Consider the following 18,100-nt stretch of genomic DNA (forward strand, 5'->3'; position numbering starts at 1 on the left):
CGCCTGAACGATCTCCCTCCCCCAGCCGGGTGAGTGACCTCTAAGCCCGAGGTATGCATTACGGAGCGTGACGTCCCAACTGGCCGTAACTGGGGAGTCTGGACTGGCCGCTGTCAACAGGACTCTGTTCGACCCATCAAGGCTGCTGAACGGAAAGCGGAAGCCTCATCAGGAGTCCAGGTCATGCTGGAAGGGGAGGAGCGCCCAGCCAGGACCCGGCATGAAGGAGTTACGTGCCCAGGGCAAGCCAGTGCCGGGCCTTGGTCTTGATGGTGTCGAGGAACCGGTCGATGGCGGTGACCCCGCGGCGAGGGGCGGTCACCGCTGTCCCATCCCAGTTCACGGTGCACCAGCCGGACGGCCCGAGTAGACGCAGAAGGCGTGCAGCAGCTGTAGCGCGCCGCACCTCATGGGATCTGAGAGGCCCAGCTTTGCTGCGTTCGCTCCTTGAGCTCGCTGACCAGGGCGGGGACATCCAGCTCACCTCCCGTTTCGAAGCGCCGGCGGGAGCGCGCATACGCCCGGCCCAGGAAGCGGCCGTGGAACTCGCCTGGGAAATGGAGGCGCCCGGTTTGAGCGGTGGGACACCCCATAGCCCATGCAGCACTGTCGCCTTCCTCTGAGCGTGCGTCGAGCTCGCCCCCGTGCGAGCTTGCCGCGGGTACTACATCGTGGGTATGTCGCTCCGTCACCTCGCGCCCGGTACAGGTCCCGTGCTGGACCCCTGGGTGGACGACATCGCCGTCCCCCCTCTTTACGCTGTACCGGCACTCACGCACTCACACGTGAGTGAGCAACCAGGGGAGGAATCGACCATGAGGACACCACGGTTCACGGCCATGAGAAGCGCACGCGTGTCCGGTGTGCTGCTGGCGGCCGGGGCGTTCGTCGCCGCGCTGCTCGTGCCCGCGCAGAGCGCCGGTGCCGCCACCGTGGCCACGGGACCGGTATTCAACCGGCCCACCGGCACTACCGCGGACCAGCAGGCGATCCGTGATCAGGTCCGCTCCATCATCGGAAGCGCGGACAGCGGCTCTGTCGTCCGCCTCGCGATGTACCACCTGTGGGACGACACGATCGCCTCCGACCTCGTCGCTGCCAAGAATCGCGGGGTCAGCGTCCGGGTCGTGCTCGACCACAGCACGCTGGAGTACCCGTCCTCGTACGACACCCTCAAGTCGGCCCTGGGCACGAACACGTCCCTCTCGTCCTGGGTGACGCTGTGCGCGTCCGGCTCGTCCTGTCTCGGACCGGCCGGGACCGGCATCAACCACAACAAGTTCCTGCTCGCGAGCAGCGTATCCGGGGGCACGCTCTCGAACGTCGTCGTGCAGCTCACGTCGAACCTGACGCCGTCCAACTACAGCCGCTACTGGAACAGTTCGCTCACTGTCGCCGGGAACACCGCCCTGTACGACGGCTACACCAGCTACTTCTCCAAGCTCGCCGCACAGAACCGTTCCGCCTGGTCATATACGTACGGCAACGCGGGCGACTACAAGTACTACTTCTTCCCGCGGGCCGGTGACGACGCGAGCACCGACACCGTCGTCAACGCCCTGGACAACGTCGCCTGCCGCTGGAGCGACGCCTCAGGCAGCCACCGCACCACCATCCACGCGGCCATGCTGAAGATCACCCGGCAGGCCGTCGCCGACAAACTGCGGCAGCTGGCCGGGGCGGGCTGCCAGATCGATCTCGTCTACAGCGAGACGGACGCCGGAACCTGGAGTGCCCTGCACGGCGTCTCCGGCATCACCAACCGCTGCTACCAGCACGACGACGACGGGGACGCCGCCACCCCGCGGCGGATCGTGCACTCCAAGAACCTGCTCATCGACGGCATGTACGCGGGCTCGGTACAGAAGGTGATGTGGACCGGCAGCCACAACTGGAGCGGCCCGGCCCTGCGCAACAACGACGAGGCGATGCTCCGCGTCACCAGCGCCTCCGTGTACGACGCCTTCGAAGCCAACTTCCAGGCCGTACGCGCGGCAGCGGTGCCCGGCACCAGCGACAACGTCGACGTCTGCAAGAGCGACGACGTCGACTGACACCCGGCGGCGGCGCCGCCCGGCTCGGGGTGGATCGGGCGGCACCGCCGTACACCGGGGATACGGAACCACCCCCGGTGAAGGGCGAGGGACCACGGACCACGGACCACGGATCACTGAGCAAAACTCGAAGGCCACCGGCACGTAGCCCTCGCGGCCGGTCGCCGGACAGATCGGCGACGACAACCGGAAGCCCCCCCCCGGGCCGCCTTCACCTTGATCGCATCCGGCTTCAGGGCCAGGAGCTGAAACCACTCGGTACTCCGTCGCAGCCGGGTCGTCGGCGGCAAGTCTGTGTCCTTGCGTGAGCCGCGAGTTTCGGCCGAAGCTAGACCAGCGCCCGGTGCGGGGCGTCGTGGCAGTGCCCGGTGCCGTGGGTGCGTGCCAGGTCACGCACCGCCTGGTGCAGGGCAGCTTCCAGCGTGGCCGGCGTGTTGAGGGCACCGGTTCCATCAGGCGGCCAGATCCATCGCAGGTCGCCCCAGCGGCAGTGCGGAGCGGGAGAAGCGATCCACGCACCCGTGGTGAGGTAACGGATGTCTTCACCCGCCCAGACAGTGTCAGGGCCGGGTGGCAGAAAGAATCCGACGCACCGGCGCCTGCTGTCCAGCAGGACGGGGCCCGCCTTCCCACGAGGCGAACCAACCAGAATGTCAGCCGTGCGCAGGCCGAGACAGGCCGGAACGATCAGCACGTCCCAGTAGCGCCCGGCAGCCAGAAGATGGACACCGGTGGTGCCGCGCTGCCAGTCGCTCTTGCACGACCGGGGGTCCGGCGCGGCCGCGGCCAGCCAGTCCATCGCATTCGTCCACCAAGTCAGCGCCATCACAAAACCTCCTGCGTCATGCCAGGCCAGCGGCCCGGATCCACATCGCTGCTTCACCCCGACGCCTCCCAACAGCTCTGCAGAGAGGGCGGGACCGCGGCACTGAGTGAGCTAGTGCCGTGCGGCTACGCCGCGCACTGGTTCAGCCGCACGAGAGCTGCAGCTCACGGGCAAGGCTGCGCGGTCCAACGAGACCGGACACCGTCTGCCCCCGCTCCCTGGTGACCATCGGTGGCGTATTACGTCGCTTTTGGCGACGTGCGTATAGGAGAGTGAACGCCCAGTGAAGCCAACACAGGCCGAACCGGCCAGATCACGCACCGACCTTCACCGCCAAGAGCGAGCGCCAGCGCACGAAGGGGGCAAAGCTACGCAGGCATGCGCCTCTGTTCCGCGACAAGGTCTTCGCGAGACCACGAAGACCTACGCTTACCCTCCCCCTTCGCGGACGGGGCGGGTAGTGCCGGCCGAAAGCACCACCGGCCTGATGTTGGTCTGTCCCGGCTGATGCGCATGTCGTGCAGCGGGCCGTCGCCGCGGGGGCGTGGAGCCTGGGCAGGTGCGGCATGGCAGCCAGCCGAGGCATGCCAGGCAGAGGTCCTCGCCGGGAGCAGTGCCGGGGCGGCCGCAGCCGAAGCATTCGACGACTGCCCGGTCGTGCACGGTGAGGGTGTCGCTCACCGGTGCCTGGCTGCGTCATCACCGACGCAGACGAGGGTCTCTACGAGTCGGTCCGCGCGTTGAGGGTGTTGCGCCTGTCCGGCAAGGCCAGAGGGCCTGGATTCCCGATGAGATGGGCAGCATGACCGAGCGACGCGTGGAATGACCTGCCCCGTTGTCAGGAATCGCTTGTTTCGTGGGGGCCGCAGGGCCTGGAGCCGTTGTGGCTGTGGACTGAACGGACGGGATGCCGCGGAACGCTGCACGGCTGGCACCTTCGCTGCGAGACGGCGAGGATCGTCGGTGTCTGACAGCCGGCCTACCGGCTACCGGACGGCATGGTTTGTGGTACTACGGCGCCGGCGGGACCGGTGCCGCCGCCTGCCGCTCCCGGTACCGGCGCAGCGCGTCCTCGACCGACAGCCGGCCCCAACTCTCGCTATCGGCTACCGCCAACCACTCCTCGGCGTAGGCTGCCACGGTCTCGCCGTCCTCGGGAGCGAGGTCGAGCCGGTCGAGCAGCACGGCCAGTACGCTGGAGGCACCGCGATGGGTGCCGTATGAGCCCAGCCATTCCAGCGCTCGGCGGGTGGCGTCGGCCCGGTAGGAGGCGTCCACTCTCGGATTGCCGAGCACTGGTGCCAGGAGCCAGCCCAGGTATTTGCCGTGATTGGTCTGCTGGGACCAGTGCGCCAGCGACTCCAAGGTCTGGAGAGCTCCGGCTAACTGGTCGGCCCGGAGGTCGTCGCGCTTCAGCAGGGCCACCACGACGGCGAACTTCCTGGAGACCTTCTTGGCCGAAGCGGCAGGAGCCTCAAGCCAGCGGAAGGCCACGCGCACCGCCCGACACTGCTGTTCCGGACGGAGGGCCAGGCCGAGCAGGCCGATCAACAGCCCACGGGGAGGCTCTGCCTCCTCGTCCTCCAGGACGCCGAGCATGTGCTCGGCGAGACGGGCGGCCCGGACCGGATCCAGGTCGGACCGGAACCAAACCTCCTTGTTGAGTAGCTTGCAGGCGGGCTCAGACCCGAGATCAAGCAGCTCCAGGAGCCGGTCGATGCACCACGCGTACTGATCGAGATCGAGGTCACGGCGCGCCGCTAGAGTCAACACGACGCTGGAGACACCTTCGGCGGTGGTGTTCTTCTTGAGCCAGCTCAGCCCCAGGAGGACGGCGTCCTCGGGTCTGGCGGCATCGGACCACCGCAGCAACGGGTCGATGACGTACGACGCGTACGGGCGGTCCCCGTGGTACCCCAGCCAGGTGAAGGCGAGCGTCTCGACGGACTCGGGCCAGTTGAGGGCGAGTTTGGGTCGCCGGAGCAGCCGGGAGAGAAGGAAACGGGCGTCCTCGGAAGGCAGGTGGTCGGCGAGCCATGCCTGTGCCTTCTCCTCGATCGCCCCGGCCTCGTGGCTTGTGACACCGGGCAGGGCGAGCAGCGGATCCAGGACGAAGGAGGCTTCCGGCCGTGTTCCATGGTCGTTCAGCCAGGCGAGCGCGAGGCGGGCGGCCCGAGAGGTCCGGCCCTCGAGGAATCTGCGGTGTTCCAGCAGCGGACCCAGCACGTACGTCGCCTCGAACTCCAGCTCGTTTTCATCCAGCCAGTCCAGTGCACGGTCCACTGCATCACGGCGTGGACCGGCGCCGGCGCCGCTCTTCAGCACATCCACCAGCGTGCTCCGCGTCACCGCGGGGTTGTACGTGTCGCCCAGCAAGGTCAATGCGGTGCGGGCCGCCTCGTCGACGTGCCCGGCGACGGCATCGGGACGCAGGAGCGCGGACACGACATACGTGCCGCCGTTGTCCAGCCCGTGCCGGCTGAGCCAGGTCACCGCGTCGTCCGCCAGCTTCCGCGTGGTCTCACGGTCGATGTCCGAGCGGCTCAGCAGGGAGCTGAGCAGGAACTTCGCGTCGTCGATCAGGCCGTTCTCCACCAGCCATATCTGGGCGTCGGCGATCGCCGCTGCCGCCCTCTTGGCGCCGAGACCCTTACGGAGCAGCACTTCGGCCAGCACGTAGGACGACCGACGGACCGGCACATGGCGACCCAGCCACCCGAACGCGTGGTTGAGTACGACTCGTGCCTCCGTGGCCTCCCGGCACTGTGCCAGTAACGGCTCCAGGACGAACGCGGCGTCGATGTGGCCCCCATGCGCCTTCAGCCACGTGTAGGCGCTCCGTGTCACGCGGGCTACCTGGCCGTCCCGGAGCTTCTCACTGCGCAAGGCGGCGGCCAGCACCAGCGCGGCGGCCGAGGGCGGTGGCTCAGCGCCGAGCCAGGCCAGCGCCCTGTCGACCGCGCGGGTCTGACGCGGCTCATCGAGATCCTTCCGGAGCAGCAGCGGGCGCAGCACCAGGCCGGCGTCGGGATTCCGCTTGCTCTGCTCCATCCGCTTGAGCGACAGGTCGATCACCTCGACCGCACGGTCGGCGCCGAGGTCCTTGCACCGAAGCAGGGCGGCGAGCAGCCGAGCGCCCGCTCTGCTCAAGGCCCGCTGCTCTTCGAGCCACCCGAGCGTGTGTGCCGCGACCTTGTCGCGGTCGGAGGCGGAGACTCCGTCGGTCTCGATCAGAAGCCGGAGCAGCGGGCTCACCTCACGGGTCGTCCGCTGCCGCTCCACCCATGCCAGGCAGGCGTCCACGAGATGCTCGGACACACCGCCGACCGAGTTGCGTACGGCGCTGTCCAGGGCGGTCGCCGCCTTGCCGGGATCGCGCTCCTCGGTCTCCTCCAGCCAGGGCCCGACCAGCCGGTCCCAGTTGTCGTCCACCGCCTTGCGCCAGGGCGAACCCGACAGCATGGTGAGCATGATGGACCGGCCGGCCTGCGGTTCGCCGGCGACCAGTGCGGCCAGCTGACCGATGTTGTCCGCGAGCCAGTTCGCGCAGGCGCGCTCCAGTGTCCTGCGCTGTGTGTCCACGAGATCGGCTGACCACCGCCGCAGGTGGCGGGAGGCCACGCCGAAGGTCCGGGCGCCGGCCAGGAAAGCGGACAGCAGTGCCTTCAGGACCTCAGCGCGGAGCGTTTCGTCTTCCGGGTCGACAGCGGCCATCCGCAGGAACTCGTCCGTGACGACGTCGTGGACGGAGTCGATGCCCTGGCCGGACTCCACTAGCCAGCCCAGGTGCAGCAGCCGCCCGACCACTCCTTCGGGGCCGTTCCGGAAGGTCGCGTCCGGCCACAGGGCGAGGAACCGCCGCACGGCCTCCTCGACCGCGTCCTGATCCTGCTCGCACGAGGCCGCCGCGACCGCCGAAGCGAGCAGCTGGGTTTCCTTGGCAGGCTCGCCGAAGTCCTGCTCGGTGCGCTGCTGCAGCCAGATGAGCAGATCCGTGGGCCGGGGCGGGAGGAAATCCAGCTCGCTGACGCCGAGCTTGAGCCGGGCCTCGAGTTCCCGTGCGATGAGCAGTGCGATGATCGGCCGCTGCCCGCACGCCTGCGACAGCCGTCGCGCGTCCTTGGGTTTCTCCAGCATTCCGGGCGCGACTTTCACGAAGATCTGGCTGATCACCTTTTCCGTGTGGTCGCGGTCGATACGGAGGGGGACCTCGTCGAGCAGAATCCGGACACCGCTCTTTCTGACCGTCCTGAGCATGCCCGGCCGGACCGACGCTACGCAGGCGACGCGACCGTCCGGGTCCTCCGTCTGCAGTGCCTCACCGAGTGCCTTGATGTTCAGGGCCTCATAACTGTCGAGATAGTCGAAGATCAGCAGTACCCTCTGCCGCCCGACCTGTTCCCGGACGGCGGCCATGACGTCGTCGGTCGACACCTCGGGGGAACCGGCGACGTGCAGCACCTGCCAGGGTTCGCGCTGCTCGAGCGCGACCTTGGCGATCTCGAAAACCGTCCGGGTCTTTCCCGCCCCCGCCGGACCGATCAACAGGAAGCCCCGTTTGGGCTCCTGCTCCGAAGCCGAGCGGTTCAGCTTGTCCAGCTTGCCAAACAGCCGTTTAGGGTCCGAGCCGTCACGGGGGCTGACAAAGGGGAGATTCTTCTGGACCAGGTAGGAGCCCTTGCCCCGAAGCCGCGCCAGCTCCTCGGCGTGGGTGCGGATGTGCGGCGAGAGCCGGACCCGGCTCCCGAACGGCACGGGGCTGCCGCCGTCATGGCGGCGCTCCACGAGGTAGGGAACCTGCACGACCGCCGCGGTGCTCATCCTCGCCTTGGCCCGCTCCAGCACTGTGGGCAGGTCGGGCGGCCAGGCCCGCGAACGCTCCAACTCCGCCAGCAGGTGGGAGGTGAACAGGCCGCGGCCCTCGGCTGAGAGGTTGGCCGCGCCGCGGCCGTCCTGCGTGGCGTAGGCGCTCGCGAGGCGCCCCTGGCTGTCGGCCGACTCCGTGCGTCCGAGGGACAGGGTGCCGGGCAGGCTGGAGGCGGGGACATCGAAGACCCGGCACGCGTCGACGACACAGATCTTCTCGCGGATCCCCTCGTAGCGCCGGTCGTGCAGCAGGTTCCGCTCGAACTCCCCCATCGGCAAGTTGACCTCGTAGGCGGGTCTGGCATCGGCGCAAAACAGCCGCTGCTGGTCCCTGTCGTCGAGGATGCCGTGCCCGCTCCAGGCGAACCACAGCAGATCGCCGCGCCATTCGGGCAGTTCGTCGACCAGGACCCGCTCCACCTCCGCCTGGGTGGCCGGGCGCGGTGTCAGCCCGAGCTTCCCGGCAACAGCCGCCACCTCGGTGCGCGCCTGCTCCCCCGGTGACACCAGCAGCCTGATGTGTGCGGCCGGTACACCCTTCGACCGCAGCCACCGGGCGTGCCAGCAGGCGTCGAGCGCGGGGCCGTGAAGCGGGCGCAGACGGGGAGAGGCGTACGTATCGACACCGACGAGCACCGCGTACGTCAAGTCGGGGCGAGTCGTCGGGTTCACGCACACTCTCCGATGGCGTCGGCGAGGATCCGATGGACCGCGGGGTTGGTGAAGTACGCGCTGTGTGCGGCCAGGAACGGCTGGCCCGAGGTGACGTCCACGTCCGAGACCCGGCCCGGGAAGAGCTGCCCGGCCAGGAAGCCAAGGGGATCGTGGCGGTCGTAGAGATTGGTCCATCGCGGGAAGTGCGGTGGCAGCGGCTGGCCGAACTCCAGGCTGGGCAGGGCGTTCATGCCGTAGAGCTGGCCCGTCTGGGAGCCGGCGGTGATGAGGTGGCTCACCTCCGCGAGCGCCCGGTCCACCAGCAGGTCCACGGCCGCGATGCCGCCCAGGCTGTGCGCGAAGAGGACCACCGGGCCCTCGGAGCGGGCCACCTCGGACACCCGCTCCGCGATGAACTGGCGCAGCCCCTCGCCCCGCACCGCGTAGTGCAGGATGTCGCCCACCTGGAAGGCGGAGCCGTCCGTGACCCAGTCCCGCCGGCCGTTCATCACCCGGTTGAAGACGTACATGGCGGGCGTTACGGCCAGCTTTCCCATCACACCGCGTACGTCGGCGCCCAGAGCCTGGCTGATCAGCAGGACTGCGCGGTCTCGTTCCTCTACCGTCCAGGGGAGGGGCTCCCCGGCCAGCTGATACTCCGCCAGAAACTCTGCCACCACGGCCGCAGCGAGCATCGAGGCGCACGTGCCGTCCGAGGAAGCCCGGGCGATCGCGCGCCGGCAGTCTGCCGAGCCCCGTATCCCGTCCAGCACGGAGGACACCGCCAGCCGAAGGCGATCGGCGCCCGCACTCCCGGCCAACTCAGCGAGTTCTTCGGGCAGTTCCACGGACAGCACGGTGGCCCGGCGTTCCAGCTCCGGCCCCGAGCGGTCGCCCAGCACCCGGCGGCCCGCCCGGTCCCCGCCGGCCGCGCCCAACTCGCGAAGCTCGTACAACGGATCGGCGTACAGCAGGTTCCACCGGACGATCTTCTCGTCCTCGGGCAGGAGGTCCTCCTTGCCACGGTAACCAGGAACGGTCCTGGACGACATGCCCGGGCGCACGCCATGGGCGCCGCCCCAGTAGCAGCTGTGCAGCGCAATTCCGGGGTCGATCCGGTCGAGGCCCTTCCGCAGCAGTCCCCATGTTGACTCGTACGCATCGGCACGTACGCCCGTTCCGTGCACGAACACCACTGCGGCCATGCCGTCTCCTCCCACCCCATCGACACGTCGAACGAACAACGTGGTCAAGGGTGCGTTGTCCTGAGTCCTTGAGTCTCAGCGCGAACAGTCAGGGTCGGTGGTTACGGCAAAGACCCTGGGAGTCCATGAACGAGTAGTTCATTATGACCTTTCCGCTGAATGTTCTTGTTGGCTTCCGTGATCCGCCACTTCCAGCACCCACGACACCAACACGTCCGAGAGGTAGTGCTGTTCTGTTCCCTGTGCTCGGGGTCCACGCAGTGAGTGTGCGTGACGATGAGCCGAAGAAGCCTCAAGGCGCAGGTCTTGGACAGGGCACCCGAACGGAGAATCCCGAGCAGATGGTGACGTATGTCCGCAATGGCCACAGCTTCGGCTGCAGGGTCTTCGCACTCCCGGAAGCATTCGACGGCATCCATGAGTAAGTTGACTGCATCTAACTTGTAATGGGCCCGATCAAGCTCGTAGCTGACCATGAGTAGTGACAGGCCCAGTCGTGCCGGAGTGTCCGCACGTTCAAGGGACAGAGTCTTCAGTGTTTCGGCGATCGCAAGGAGGTCCTCAACGTGATGTCCCGTTCTGAGGTAAGGTGCGGTAAATCCCGCAAGTACAGTGGCGGTAACTGCTCTGCTGCGCACCGGGGCGCCCGTGATCAGAGCGATCAGGTTCGAGTGCTCTTCCTTGAACCACCAAATTGCCTCAGAGATACCAGAGAAGCACTGAGAGGCTTGCTCGCGTAGAGGAGTTGAACGCTCTTTTTCAATTATGCGGGAGCGTGCAGCTCTGGATTTCATCACATAGTGTCGGTGCAGGCGGTATTCCGCGGCATTGCGCTGGTGGGGGTGCTGATGACCAACCTCATCGGCGTAAAGGCGCATCAGGTCGTGCAGACTCCAGCGGCCCCAGACCTGCCCGGGCACGATCAGGTGCGCGTCGGCCAGGTGTCGCAGCAGATCTTCGGCCCTGTCCGTATCGGTGTCGGCAAGGTGGGTGGCGGCTTCGGTGGACAGATCTGGGCCGGGGTCGATGGGCAGCAGTCTGAATATGCGGGCCTGGTCGGGGGTGAGGTGCCGGTAGGACAGCTCGAAGGCAGCACGTACGGCGCGGTCGGGGCGGGCGAGTTTGTCCAGTCGGGTGTGTTCGGCCTGCAACGCGGCGGCCAGGGATGCGGCCGGCCGGGTGGGGGCGGCCGCCAGTATGGCGGCGGCGATGCGCAGCGCGAGGGGCAGGCCCGCGCACAAGCGGGCGATCACGGCGGTGGCTTGGATGTCATCGGCGAAGCGCGTGTCGTCGTTGCCGCGGGCGTGGCGCAGGGCTTGGTCGAGCACGGCGATGGAGGCGGCCTCGCTGAGGGTGTCGAGGTCATGGAGGCGAGCGTCGAGACCGTCGAGGGTGTGGCGGGACGTAACCACGGCCGCAGTAGTACCGTCGGTGGGCAGCAGCGGGCGGGCCTGGCCGCTGGTGGAGGCGTTGTCGATGACGACAAGGATGCGCCGGTCCTCGCGGGCGTACGCGGCCAGCACGCTGCGGTAGAGGCGTTGCCGGTTTTCCAGGCCGTTGGGGATGTGCTCGCCGGGAATGCCCAGGGAGCGCAGCAGTCCTTCCAGGGCCCGTTCCGGGGGGACGTGGCGTTCGGGGTCGTAGCCGGCGAGGTCGGTGAACAGCACCCCGCCGGGGAACCAACCCGGCTGTCCGAGGGCCCGGGCGGCGGTCTGGACGGCGAGTTCGGTCTTGCCGATGCCCGCCAGTCCCGACACCGCGCTCACCGGCACTCCCCGCTGCTCGCCGCCCGCGCCGCCGATGGTGGGGGCCAGGTCTGCCAGCAGTTGCTCGACGTGCTTGTCACGGCCGGTGAAGGCAGAAGCAGGGGCGGGCAGCCCGGACAGCGCCGGGGTGATCGCCGGCGGCAGGTGCACAGTGATGTCCCGGCCCTGGACGACCGCGTTGAAGAAGGACCCACCCGTGATGGTGTTGCTCGTCGCGCCGCCCTCACGGGCGTCGCCCACGTCAGTCACGGTGCCGAGTCGGCTGCGCTGTCCCCGGGAGCGCCGGAGGCAGATCGCGGGGAAGGCGAGGGCGCGGTGGTGAAGGCCAGGTTGGCGAAGTCCCGGCCCTGGATGACCGGCCCGTTCTGGGTACCGCCACTGACGGTGTTGGTTACCGACCCGCCCCCGGCACGCACCAGTTCCGCCTGCGCCCGCCATGCCGCAAGACGGGAACGGAAGTCGTCATCGATCGCGGCACGCACCGCCAGAGCCGTACTCAACGCCTGCGCCCGGTCTTGATCATTCGGGTTGGCGGCAAGGCCGACCAGTTCTACCTCCCCTGAACTGTGTGTCGGGGCCCGCCCCCCGTCGTCCCGGCCGAACGGGCGCCGCACCAGTGCACTCAGCCCCGCCCAGACCTGCTGGCCCAGCTCCCCGCCGGCCCCACCGGCTAGCGCCGCCAGTAACCCCACCGACACCGGATCCATACCTCACCATCCTCACCGTGCGTCGCCATGGACTTCGTATGGAGTGACGAACGGAGACGAGAGTCAGTTCCCACCAGGACCCGAACGCTCAACCGGCGGACGTATGTTGCCGGACCAGCAGATTGCCATGGCGCTGGTTCAAACGCTGCTCGCGCTGGCTGCTGCTGTTAGCGGACTGCGAGACCATGGTGATCACACTCAAGGTCTCGGCCCGCGACAAAGGCGGAATCCGGACGACTGTGTCTGAGCACGTGGACGATTGCCGGACTCCTGTGCAGCGCAATCGACGGGTGGGCACGCATGACGTGTCGTCGAAAGACGCCAGCGGACGGATACGGCGCTCTTGGCCTGTGCCCGCTCTTAGGCGCACCTCGCTGGCCGTCATTACTTCGGCTTGACGCAACGGTGCCGCCGGCCTGGAGGTAGTAGCCGTCGCCGATGCGGATAGGGTCGATGTCCTCCATCGGGACGAACGCGTGAATCTCGATGGCCTTCCAGCCGACATCACCCTCAGCGCCGGGCGATCCGTACGAGGCCTCGTCCACACCACGGGCGGCGGCCCGTCCTCCGGGCGGGCCGGCTCCGGCTCCGGCTCCGGCATCGTGCTCATCCCGACCACGATCCGCGGCTTCATCACCCCGCCTCGGAAGGCCACCCCGCACCTCACCGCCCGCGACGGCTCACGTATCCGCCCCCGGCGCCCGTGACGGACGCGAGTCCATGACCGGTGCGGGGGGCTCCGTGTCGTGAGTCTGGGCGGCTGCGGAGCGTTCCCCGTGTTCGCGGCAATTGCCGCCTTCCTGCAGGCGCTTGGCCAGAGCGAGGGCGTCCTCCGTCTTGGGGTGGGACGTGCCCAGCCGGGTGTTCAGGATCAGTGCGCCCCTGTGCGCGAGGGCCGCCGCGGTCGGGTCGCCCAGCGCGTGCACGGCCCGGGCCTTGAGCAGCAGGGCGTACCCGATGTACAGGTGGTCCGGCGCGTAGCCGGCCTCGCGGATCCGTAACGCCCGGGAGATCAGCGGCGCGGCCACGGCGTGGTCGTCCCGGTCGAGGTGGACACTGGCCAGGGCTATCAGGTCGAAGCTCACGTACGGGTCGTCCGGCCCGTACGCCGCCTCGTCGATCCGCAGCGCCCGCTCGGCCAGGGGCACCGCCGCCTCGTGATCACCGAGCAGGTGGCGGATCCGGGCCAGGGTAGCCAGGTCCGTCGCGATGGCGGGACTGTCCGCGGGTAGACAGGACTCGTGCAGGCCCAGCGCACGTTCCGCCAGCGGACGCGCCCGCTCCGGGGCGCCGCGGTCCCGGTGGATCTGCGCCAGGGTGATCAGGTCGAAGCCGATCTCCGCGTCCCGCTCTCCAAGCGATTCGTCGATCGTGAGAGCCCGCTCGCACAGGGGAAGTGCCACCGAGTGCTCCCCGATCGAGAGGAGGAAGGCGGACGCCAGCCGCAGCAGCGTCGCCGTCTGGGCGGCGCACCCGGCCGGCGGCTCGTCCTTGGTCACCGCGCGCACGTGCGGGAGCAGTTCCTGCCATCGCGACGGCGCCTGCGGGTCACCGTGGATGTCGTGCGGCACGGCCGAGAGCAGCGCCCGGCACAGCCGTGTGCGCCCGTCGGTGCGCACGTCGTCCGGCATCGCGGCGCGGATGGCGGCCTGCACCAGGCGGTGCAGCACCAGGGAGGACGCGCCGCGCCGGGCGAGCCCCAGGCCGGCCAGAGCGCCGACCGTCGTGTCCCACGCCACCGGGTCGGCAGCCGCCGCGATCAGCGGTTCCTTGCCGTCACCGAACAGGTCCAGCGGGATCGGTTCCGGTGCCAGCAGCGCACACAGCTCCAGCAGCCGCATGGCCTGCGGCCGCCGGCTCTGCAGCTTGCGCACGCTGAGCTGCCACAGGGTCGAGACCACCACCGCGGGCCGGTCGGTCAGTTCGCCCAGCGCGATCATGTCCTCCAGCCGCGACGCCAGCAGAGCCAGGTACTCCGCGGGCGCGGTGTGGTGGTAGTCCATGTACCCGGCCGCCTGCTCCAGTGCCAGCGGCAGGTCCCCCAGGTGCTCGGCGATCCGGTCCGCCACCGCTGCGGTCATGCCGGACACCCGCCGGGTCAGCAGCTCCACCGCCTCCTGCCGGGAGAAGACGTCCAGGTCGACGACGCCGGCTCTGCCCGACCAGCCGCGCAGCCTGGTCGTGACGATGAGGTGGCCGCCGCTGCCCAGATCACCCGACGGCAGCGCGTCCAGGAGCGGGCCGGGCCTCTCGCCGTTGTCGAAGATGATCAGCCAGGGCCGTTGGTCCCGCAGTGCGCCGTAGACCCGGGGGACGATCTGTTCGGAGTTCACCTCCGCCAGTCCCAGCTCCCGGGCCAGCGCAGCGAACTGCGAGGGCACCAGATCGGGGTCCTCGGCGTCCACGAACGCCACGAACCTGTACTTCGACCAGTAGACGTAGGCGTACTCGACCGCGAGCTGTGTCTTGCCGACGCCGCCCAGGCCGTGCACGACCTGCATCGCGCCCTCGCCGCCCGAGGTCAAGCGCTGCCGTAACTCGCGCAAGGCGGCGTCGCGGCCGGTGAAGTGGGTGTTGCGCGGCGGCAGCCGGTAGGTCGCCGGACGGCGCCGCGGGCCCGGAAGGCGGGTCGCCGGCGCGCCGACGTTTCCGCCGGCGGTCTCGAACAGGTCGGTGAGCGTGGCGTGGTCGCTCCGCAGCCGCGCGAGTTCCTCCTCGTAGGAGAGGTCGATCCGGCCGGCGTGCGCGGCGCGGACGCAGGCGGTCACATAGGCCGCGACCCGCTCCCAGGGGGGCGTCCTGCTGAACTTGCCCGCCAGCAGGTCCGACAGCGACGACCGGGTGAGGACCTTGTGCTCGTCGTGGGCCAGCAACAACGCCTGGGCTGGTGAGCCCGCGGACGTGCGCAACCGCTGCAACCGGTTGACGAACCAACTTTGTGGTGAGCCAGGTCCCCCCATGTCCGCGGCTTTCCCCCGCTCCGCCCTCCGCAACCGTCCGGGCTCCGGAGCGCGCGGACGCGGCGTGTCCAGCGGAAACACCCCGCGGATCCGGACTCCTCCGGGACCACCGCGCCCGAGCCGCGCCACCCGGCAACGTGGACGGCGGCACAGACAGCACGCCAACGACCTGAACTCGACGAGGGGATCAACCATGGAACTCAAGGCACGCCTCACCCGACTCGCCGGCGCGGGCGCGGCACTCGCATGCGGTTCGGCGCTGCTGGTCGGCGGCACCGCCTCGGCCCAGCCGACGGCCGTGAACTACCAGGTGATCAACGGCAACAGCAGCAACTCCTGCCTCCAGGTCAACATCTCGGGCGGCAAGGGCGACCTGGTCCTCGGCACCTGCGACCGCAGCGCGAAGCAGGTGTGGCAGATCAGCGGCGGCGTCTTCAGGAACCCGGCGTCGGGCCACTGCCTCGACGGGAACGGCGCGGACGTCTACACGTTCCCCTGCAACGGCGGCGCGTACCAGAAGTGGACGACCACGTCCGGCAGCCCGAAGTCCATCCAGCACAACTGGAGCGGCAAGTACTTGCACGCGAGCGGACAGGTGGGGGCCACGGTCGTCTTCCAGCCCACCATCAGCACGGCGTCCCGCTGGGTGATCGACCCGGTATGAGCCGCCGGCCGACCCCGTGAACCGGGCGGGCCGCCCTCACCGGCGGCCCGCCGCCCAACAACCGAGCGCGCCGGCCGACGCAGCGCGGCCAACGCCGCTCATACCGGATTCGCTGTGCCACCTGCGGCGCGGTGTACACGAGCAGCGCCGGATCAGGTGCCGGGCCGCAGACCTCCTCGCACGCCTTGGCCAGCAGGGCGCGGTGCCTGTCACGCAGTGCTGGAGCTCAGCGAGTACGGTCGGCTCGGTGGCAGAGCCTGACGGACCGCCTCAGCGGGCCGAGGCCCCACGTTCACGTTCCACCCGCTCCCGGGCAGCCACGCGGGCCGCATCACGACGGGCCTGCTCCGTGCGGGCCTGCTCACGGGGACGGCTTGTACCCTGCACTCATTCGACGATCGGACGATCACGAACACGGGCATGCGGGCACGGGGCGGGCGTCCAGGGGCGGGAGCGCGGGGATTTCGATGAGTGACGGACATCCGATACGAAGCCGCGGACCGGGCCTCTCGGTCGGTGCAATGATCATCGCCGGGGTCGTCCTCGTCGCGTTCGGGGTCGTCGGCGCCTGGCTCCAGCGCGACGCTCGCGGCCGGAGTGAAGAGCCGCGTACGGAGTTCACCGCGCACAACCCGCCCGCCGGTCTGCCCACCGCGCTCACCACCGGCCAGCACCTGAACTGGTCCCCCTGCACCTCGCCGCCCACCGCGCGCACGGGCTACGACTGCGCCACCATGAAAGCCCCCCTCGACTACCGCAAACCAGACGGCCGGACGATCGACGTCGCCCTGATCCGCCGCAAAGCCACCGGCCCCAACGCCCAGCGCATCGGCTCGCTCGTCCTCAACTTCGGCGGCCCCGGCGTGTCCGGCGTGAGCGAACTGCCCGACCTCCTCAACCAGTACAAGCCGCTCCTCGACCGCTACGACCTGGTCTCGTTCGACCCGCGCGGCGTTGGCGCGACCATCCCCGTGCGCTGCGGAAAGACCGCGGACGACACCGGCTACGACGGGGCCCGCGCCTGCGCCAAGCACTCCGCAGCGCTCCTCCCGTACGTCGGCACCTCGCACACCGCGCGCGACCTCGACCTGATGCGCTATCTCCTCGGCGACGAGCGGCTGCACTACTTCGGCGTCTCGTACGGCACGACGCTCGGCGCGGTCTACGCCCACCTGTACCCCTCGCACGTCGGACGGCTCGTCCTCGAAGCGCCCGTCGATCCGACCAAGGACCTCGACGAGAAGCAGGTGTCGCAGGTCAAGGCGGTCCAGGCGGCCTTCGACCGGTTCGCTGCGCACTGCGCGGCCCGAATCCGGCCCTGCCCCACCGGCGACGGGCCCAAGGAGGCCGCGCAACGCATGGCGCGCCTGGCCCAGCGCCTGGAGAAGAAGCCCGCCCCGGCCGGCGGAGGAAACACCCTCGACGCCGACGACCTCGCCTACGCCGTCAGCGACTATCTCGACCTCGGCACGGACGGATGGTCGCCGCTTGCCGAGGCCCTCACCGCGCTGATCGACCACAACGACGGTGGTCCGCTGAGCGACGGCGCGGACGACATGGGTGCCGCCGACCGCGCGGCGACCCCGCCCGACAACAGCCGCGCCGCCCAGACCGCGATCACCTGCGCGGACTCCAGCCTGCGCCCCGACTTCGACCGCCTCGACCGGGACGAGGCCCGCGTCAAGGCCGCCTCGCCCGTCTTCGGCGCGGCCTGGTCCAACGGCGTCTACCTCTGTTACGACTGGCCGTTCCACGGCGAGCGCGTCACGCCCCAGGTGAACGCCGACGGCGCGGCCCCCGTCCTGGTGGTCGGCGGTACCGGCGACCCGACCACCCCGTATCCCGGCGCCCGCAACATGGCCCGCGCCCTGGGTGACGGTGTCGGCGTGCTCCTGACGGCCGAGGAGGAGGGCCACGGTACATACCCGCAGAACCGCTGCGTCACCAAAGCCGTCGACCAATACCTCCGCACCGGCCGCACCCCAGCCATGGGAACGGTATGCCGGGGCACCATGTCCTGAGGCGTGCGCCCAGGTCTGGAGCATGGTGGTGATGTCGACGGGCGCAGTCGCGTTGCTGCTCGCGGCACGAGTCGTCGATGGCCTCGGCAGGTCGGTCGGACATGGCCCGCCGTGCCCCGACGGGGCAGGGTCCGAGGAGCCACACCCCACCTGACCTGTCGCCAGGGGCCGCTGTACCGGGCCATCCGCGCCGATCATCCGCGAGTGGGCGGTGCCCTCTTGGCCCCTCGACCTGCCCCCAGGGACGACCCTGGATCGTCCTCGCCCTGCACACCCCCGCCACCACCCACCTCACCGCCTGGCGCCGCCCGGGCGGCGCCGAGACCCCCGCCGTTCGGCTGCCCGAACGGGCGGCCGGCGCGACCCGCTCCCACGTG

Annotated in this window: 10 protein-coding genes; 4 read left to right on the forward strand and 6 right to left on the reverse strand. The window is 69.5% G+C overall.

Annotated elements, in window-relative coordinates:
• The first annotated feature begins 839 nt into the window (after window positions 1-839).
• Window positions 840-2,054: a phospholipase D-like domain-containing protein gene (locus tag IE308_RS00485; RefSeq protein WP_229908635.1), complete on the forward strand. Its 1,215-nt coding sequence runs from the start codon at window positions 840-842 to the stop codon at window positions 2,052-2,054.
• Between the two features lie 328 nt (window positions 2,055-2,382).
• On the opposite strand, the gene IE308_RS00490 is transcribed toward IE308_RS00485, so the two are convergent.
• From IE308_RS00490 to IE308_RS00510, 5 genes are all read right to left on the reverse strand, one after another.
• Window positions 2,383-2,880, reverse strand: coding sequence for a hypothetical protein (locus tag IE308_RS00490; RefSeq protein ID WP_190216079.1), 498 nt, complete (start codon window positions 2,878-2,880; stop codon window positions 2,383-2,385).
• Between the two features lie 1,011 nt (window positions 2,881-3,891).
• Entirely contained in the window at window positions 3,892-8,418 is a 4,527-nt protein-coding gene (locus IE308_RS00495) for a caspase family protein (RefSeq protein WP_190216080.1), read from the reverse strand.
• Window positions 8,415-9,605 (reverse strand): hypothetical protein, encoded by a 1,191-nt coding sequence (locus IE308_RS00500; protein WP_190216081.1) that lies wholly within the window; start codon window positions 9,603-9,605, stop codon window positions 8,415-8,417. Before IE308_RS00500 ends, IE308_RS00495 begins: the two co-directional genes overlap by 4 nt.
• A 101-nt stretch (window positions 9,606-9,706) precedes the next feature.
• Entirely contained in the window at window positions 9,707-11,611 is a 1,905-nt protein-coding gene (locus IE308_RS00505; protein WP_190216082.1) for an ATP-binding protein, read from the reverse strand.
• A gap of 5 nt (window positions 11,612-11,616) precedes the next feature.
• Complete coding sequence (locus tag IE308_RS00510) at window positions 11,617-12,078, reverse strand: hypothetical protein (protein WP_190216083.1); 462 nt, start codon at window positions 12,076-12,078, stop codon at window positions 11,617-11,619.
• Window positions 12,079-12,554: 476 nt separating this feature from the next.
• Between IE308_RS00510 and IE308_RS00515 the strand changes: the two genes are divergently transcribed.
• Window positions 12,555-12,785: a hypothetical protein gene (locus IE308_RS00515; protein WP_190216084.1), complete on the forward strand. Its 231-nt coding sequence runs from the start codon at window positions 12,555-12,557 to the stop codon at window positions 12,783-12,785.
• Here the strand turns inward: IE308_RS00515 and fxsT are convergent.
• On the reverse strand, window positions 12,759-15,038 hold the full coding sequence (fxsT, locus tag IE308_RS00520; protein ID WP_190216085.1) for an FxSxx-COOH system tetratricopeptide repeat protein: 2,280 nt from the start codon (window positions 15,036-15,038) through the stop codon (window positions 12,759-12,761). The genes IE308_RS00515 and fxsT overlap by 27 nt on opposite strands.
• A 193-nt stretch (window positions 15,039-15,231) precedes the next feature.
• On the opposite strand from fxsT, the gene IE308_RS00525 reads away from it, so the two are divergent.
• A complete protein-coding gene (locus IE308_RS00525) occupies window positions 15,232-15,702 on the forward strand; it encodes an RICIN domain-containing protein (protein ID WP_229908636.1) in 471 nt (156 codons plus the stop codon).
• Window positions 15,703-16,169: 467 nt separating this feature from the next.
• Entirely contained in the window at window positions 16,170-17,723 is a 1,554-nt protein-coding gene (locus IE308_RS00530) for an alpha/beta hydrolase (RefSeq protein WP_190216087.1), read from the forward strand.
• Window positions 17,724-18,100 lie beyond the last annotated feature (377 nt).

Origin of the sequence: Streptomyces griseosporeus (assembly GCF_014656055.1) — a bacterium.
GTDB lineage: Bacteria > Actinomycetota > Actinomycetes > Streptomycetales > Streptomycetaceae > Streptomyces > Streptomyces griseosporeus.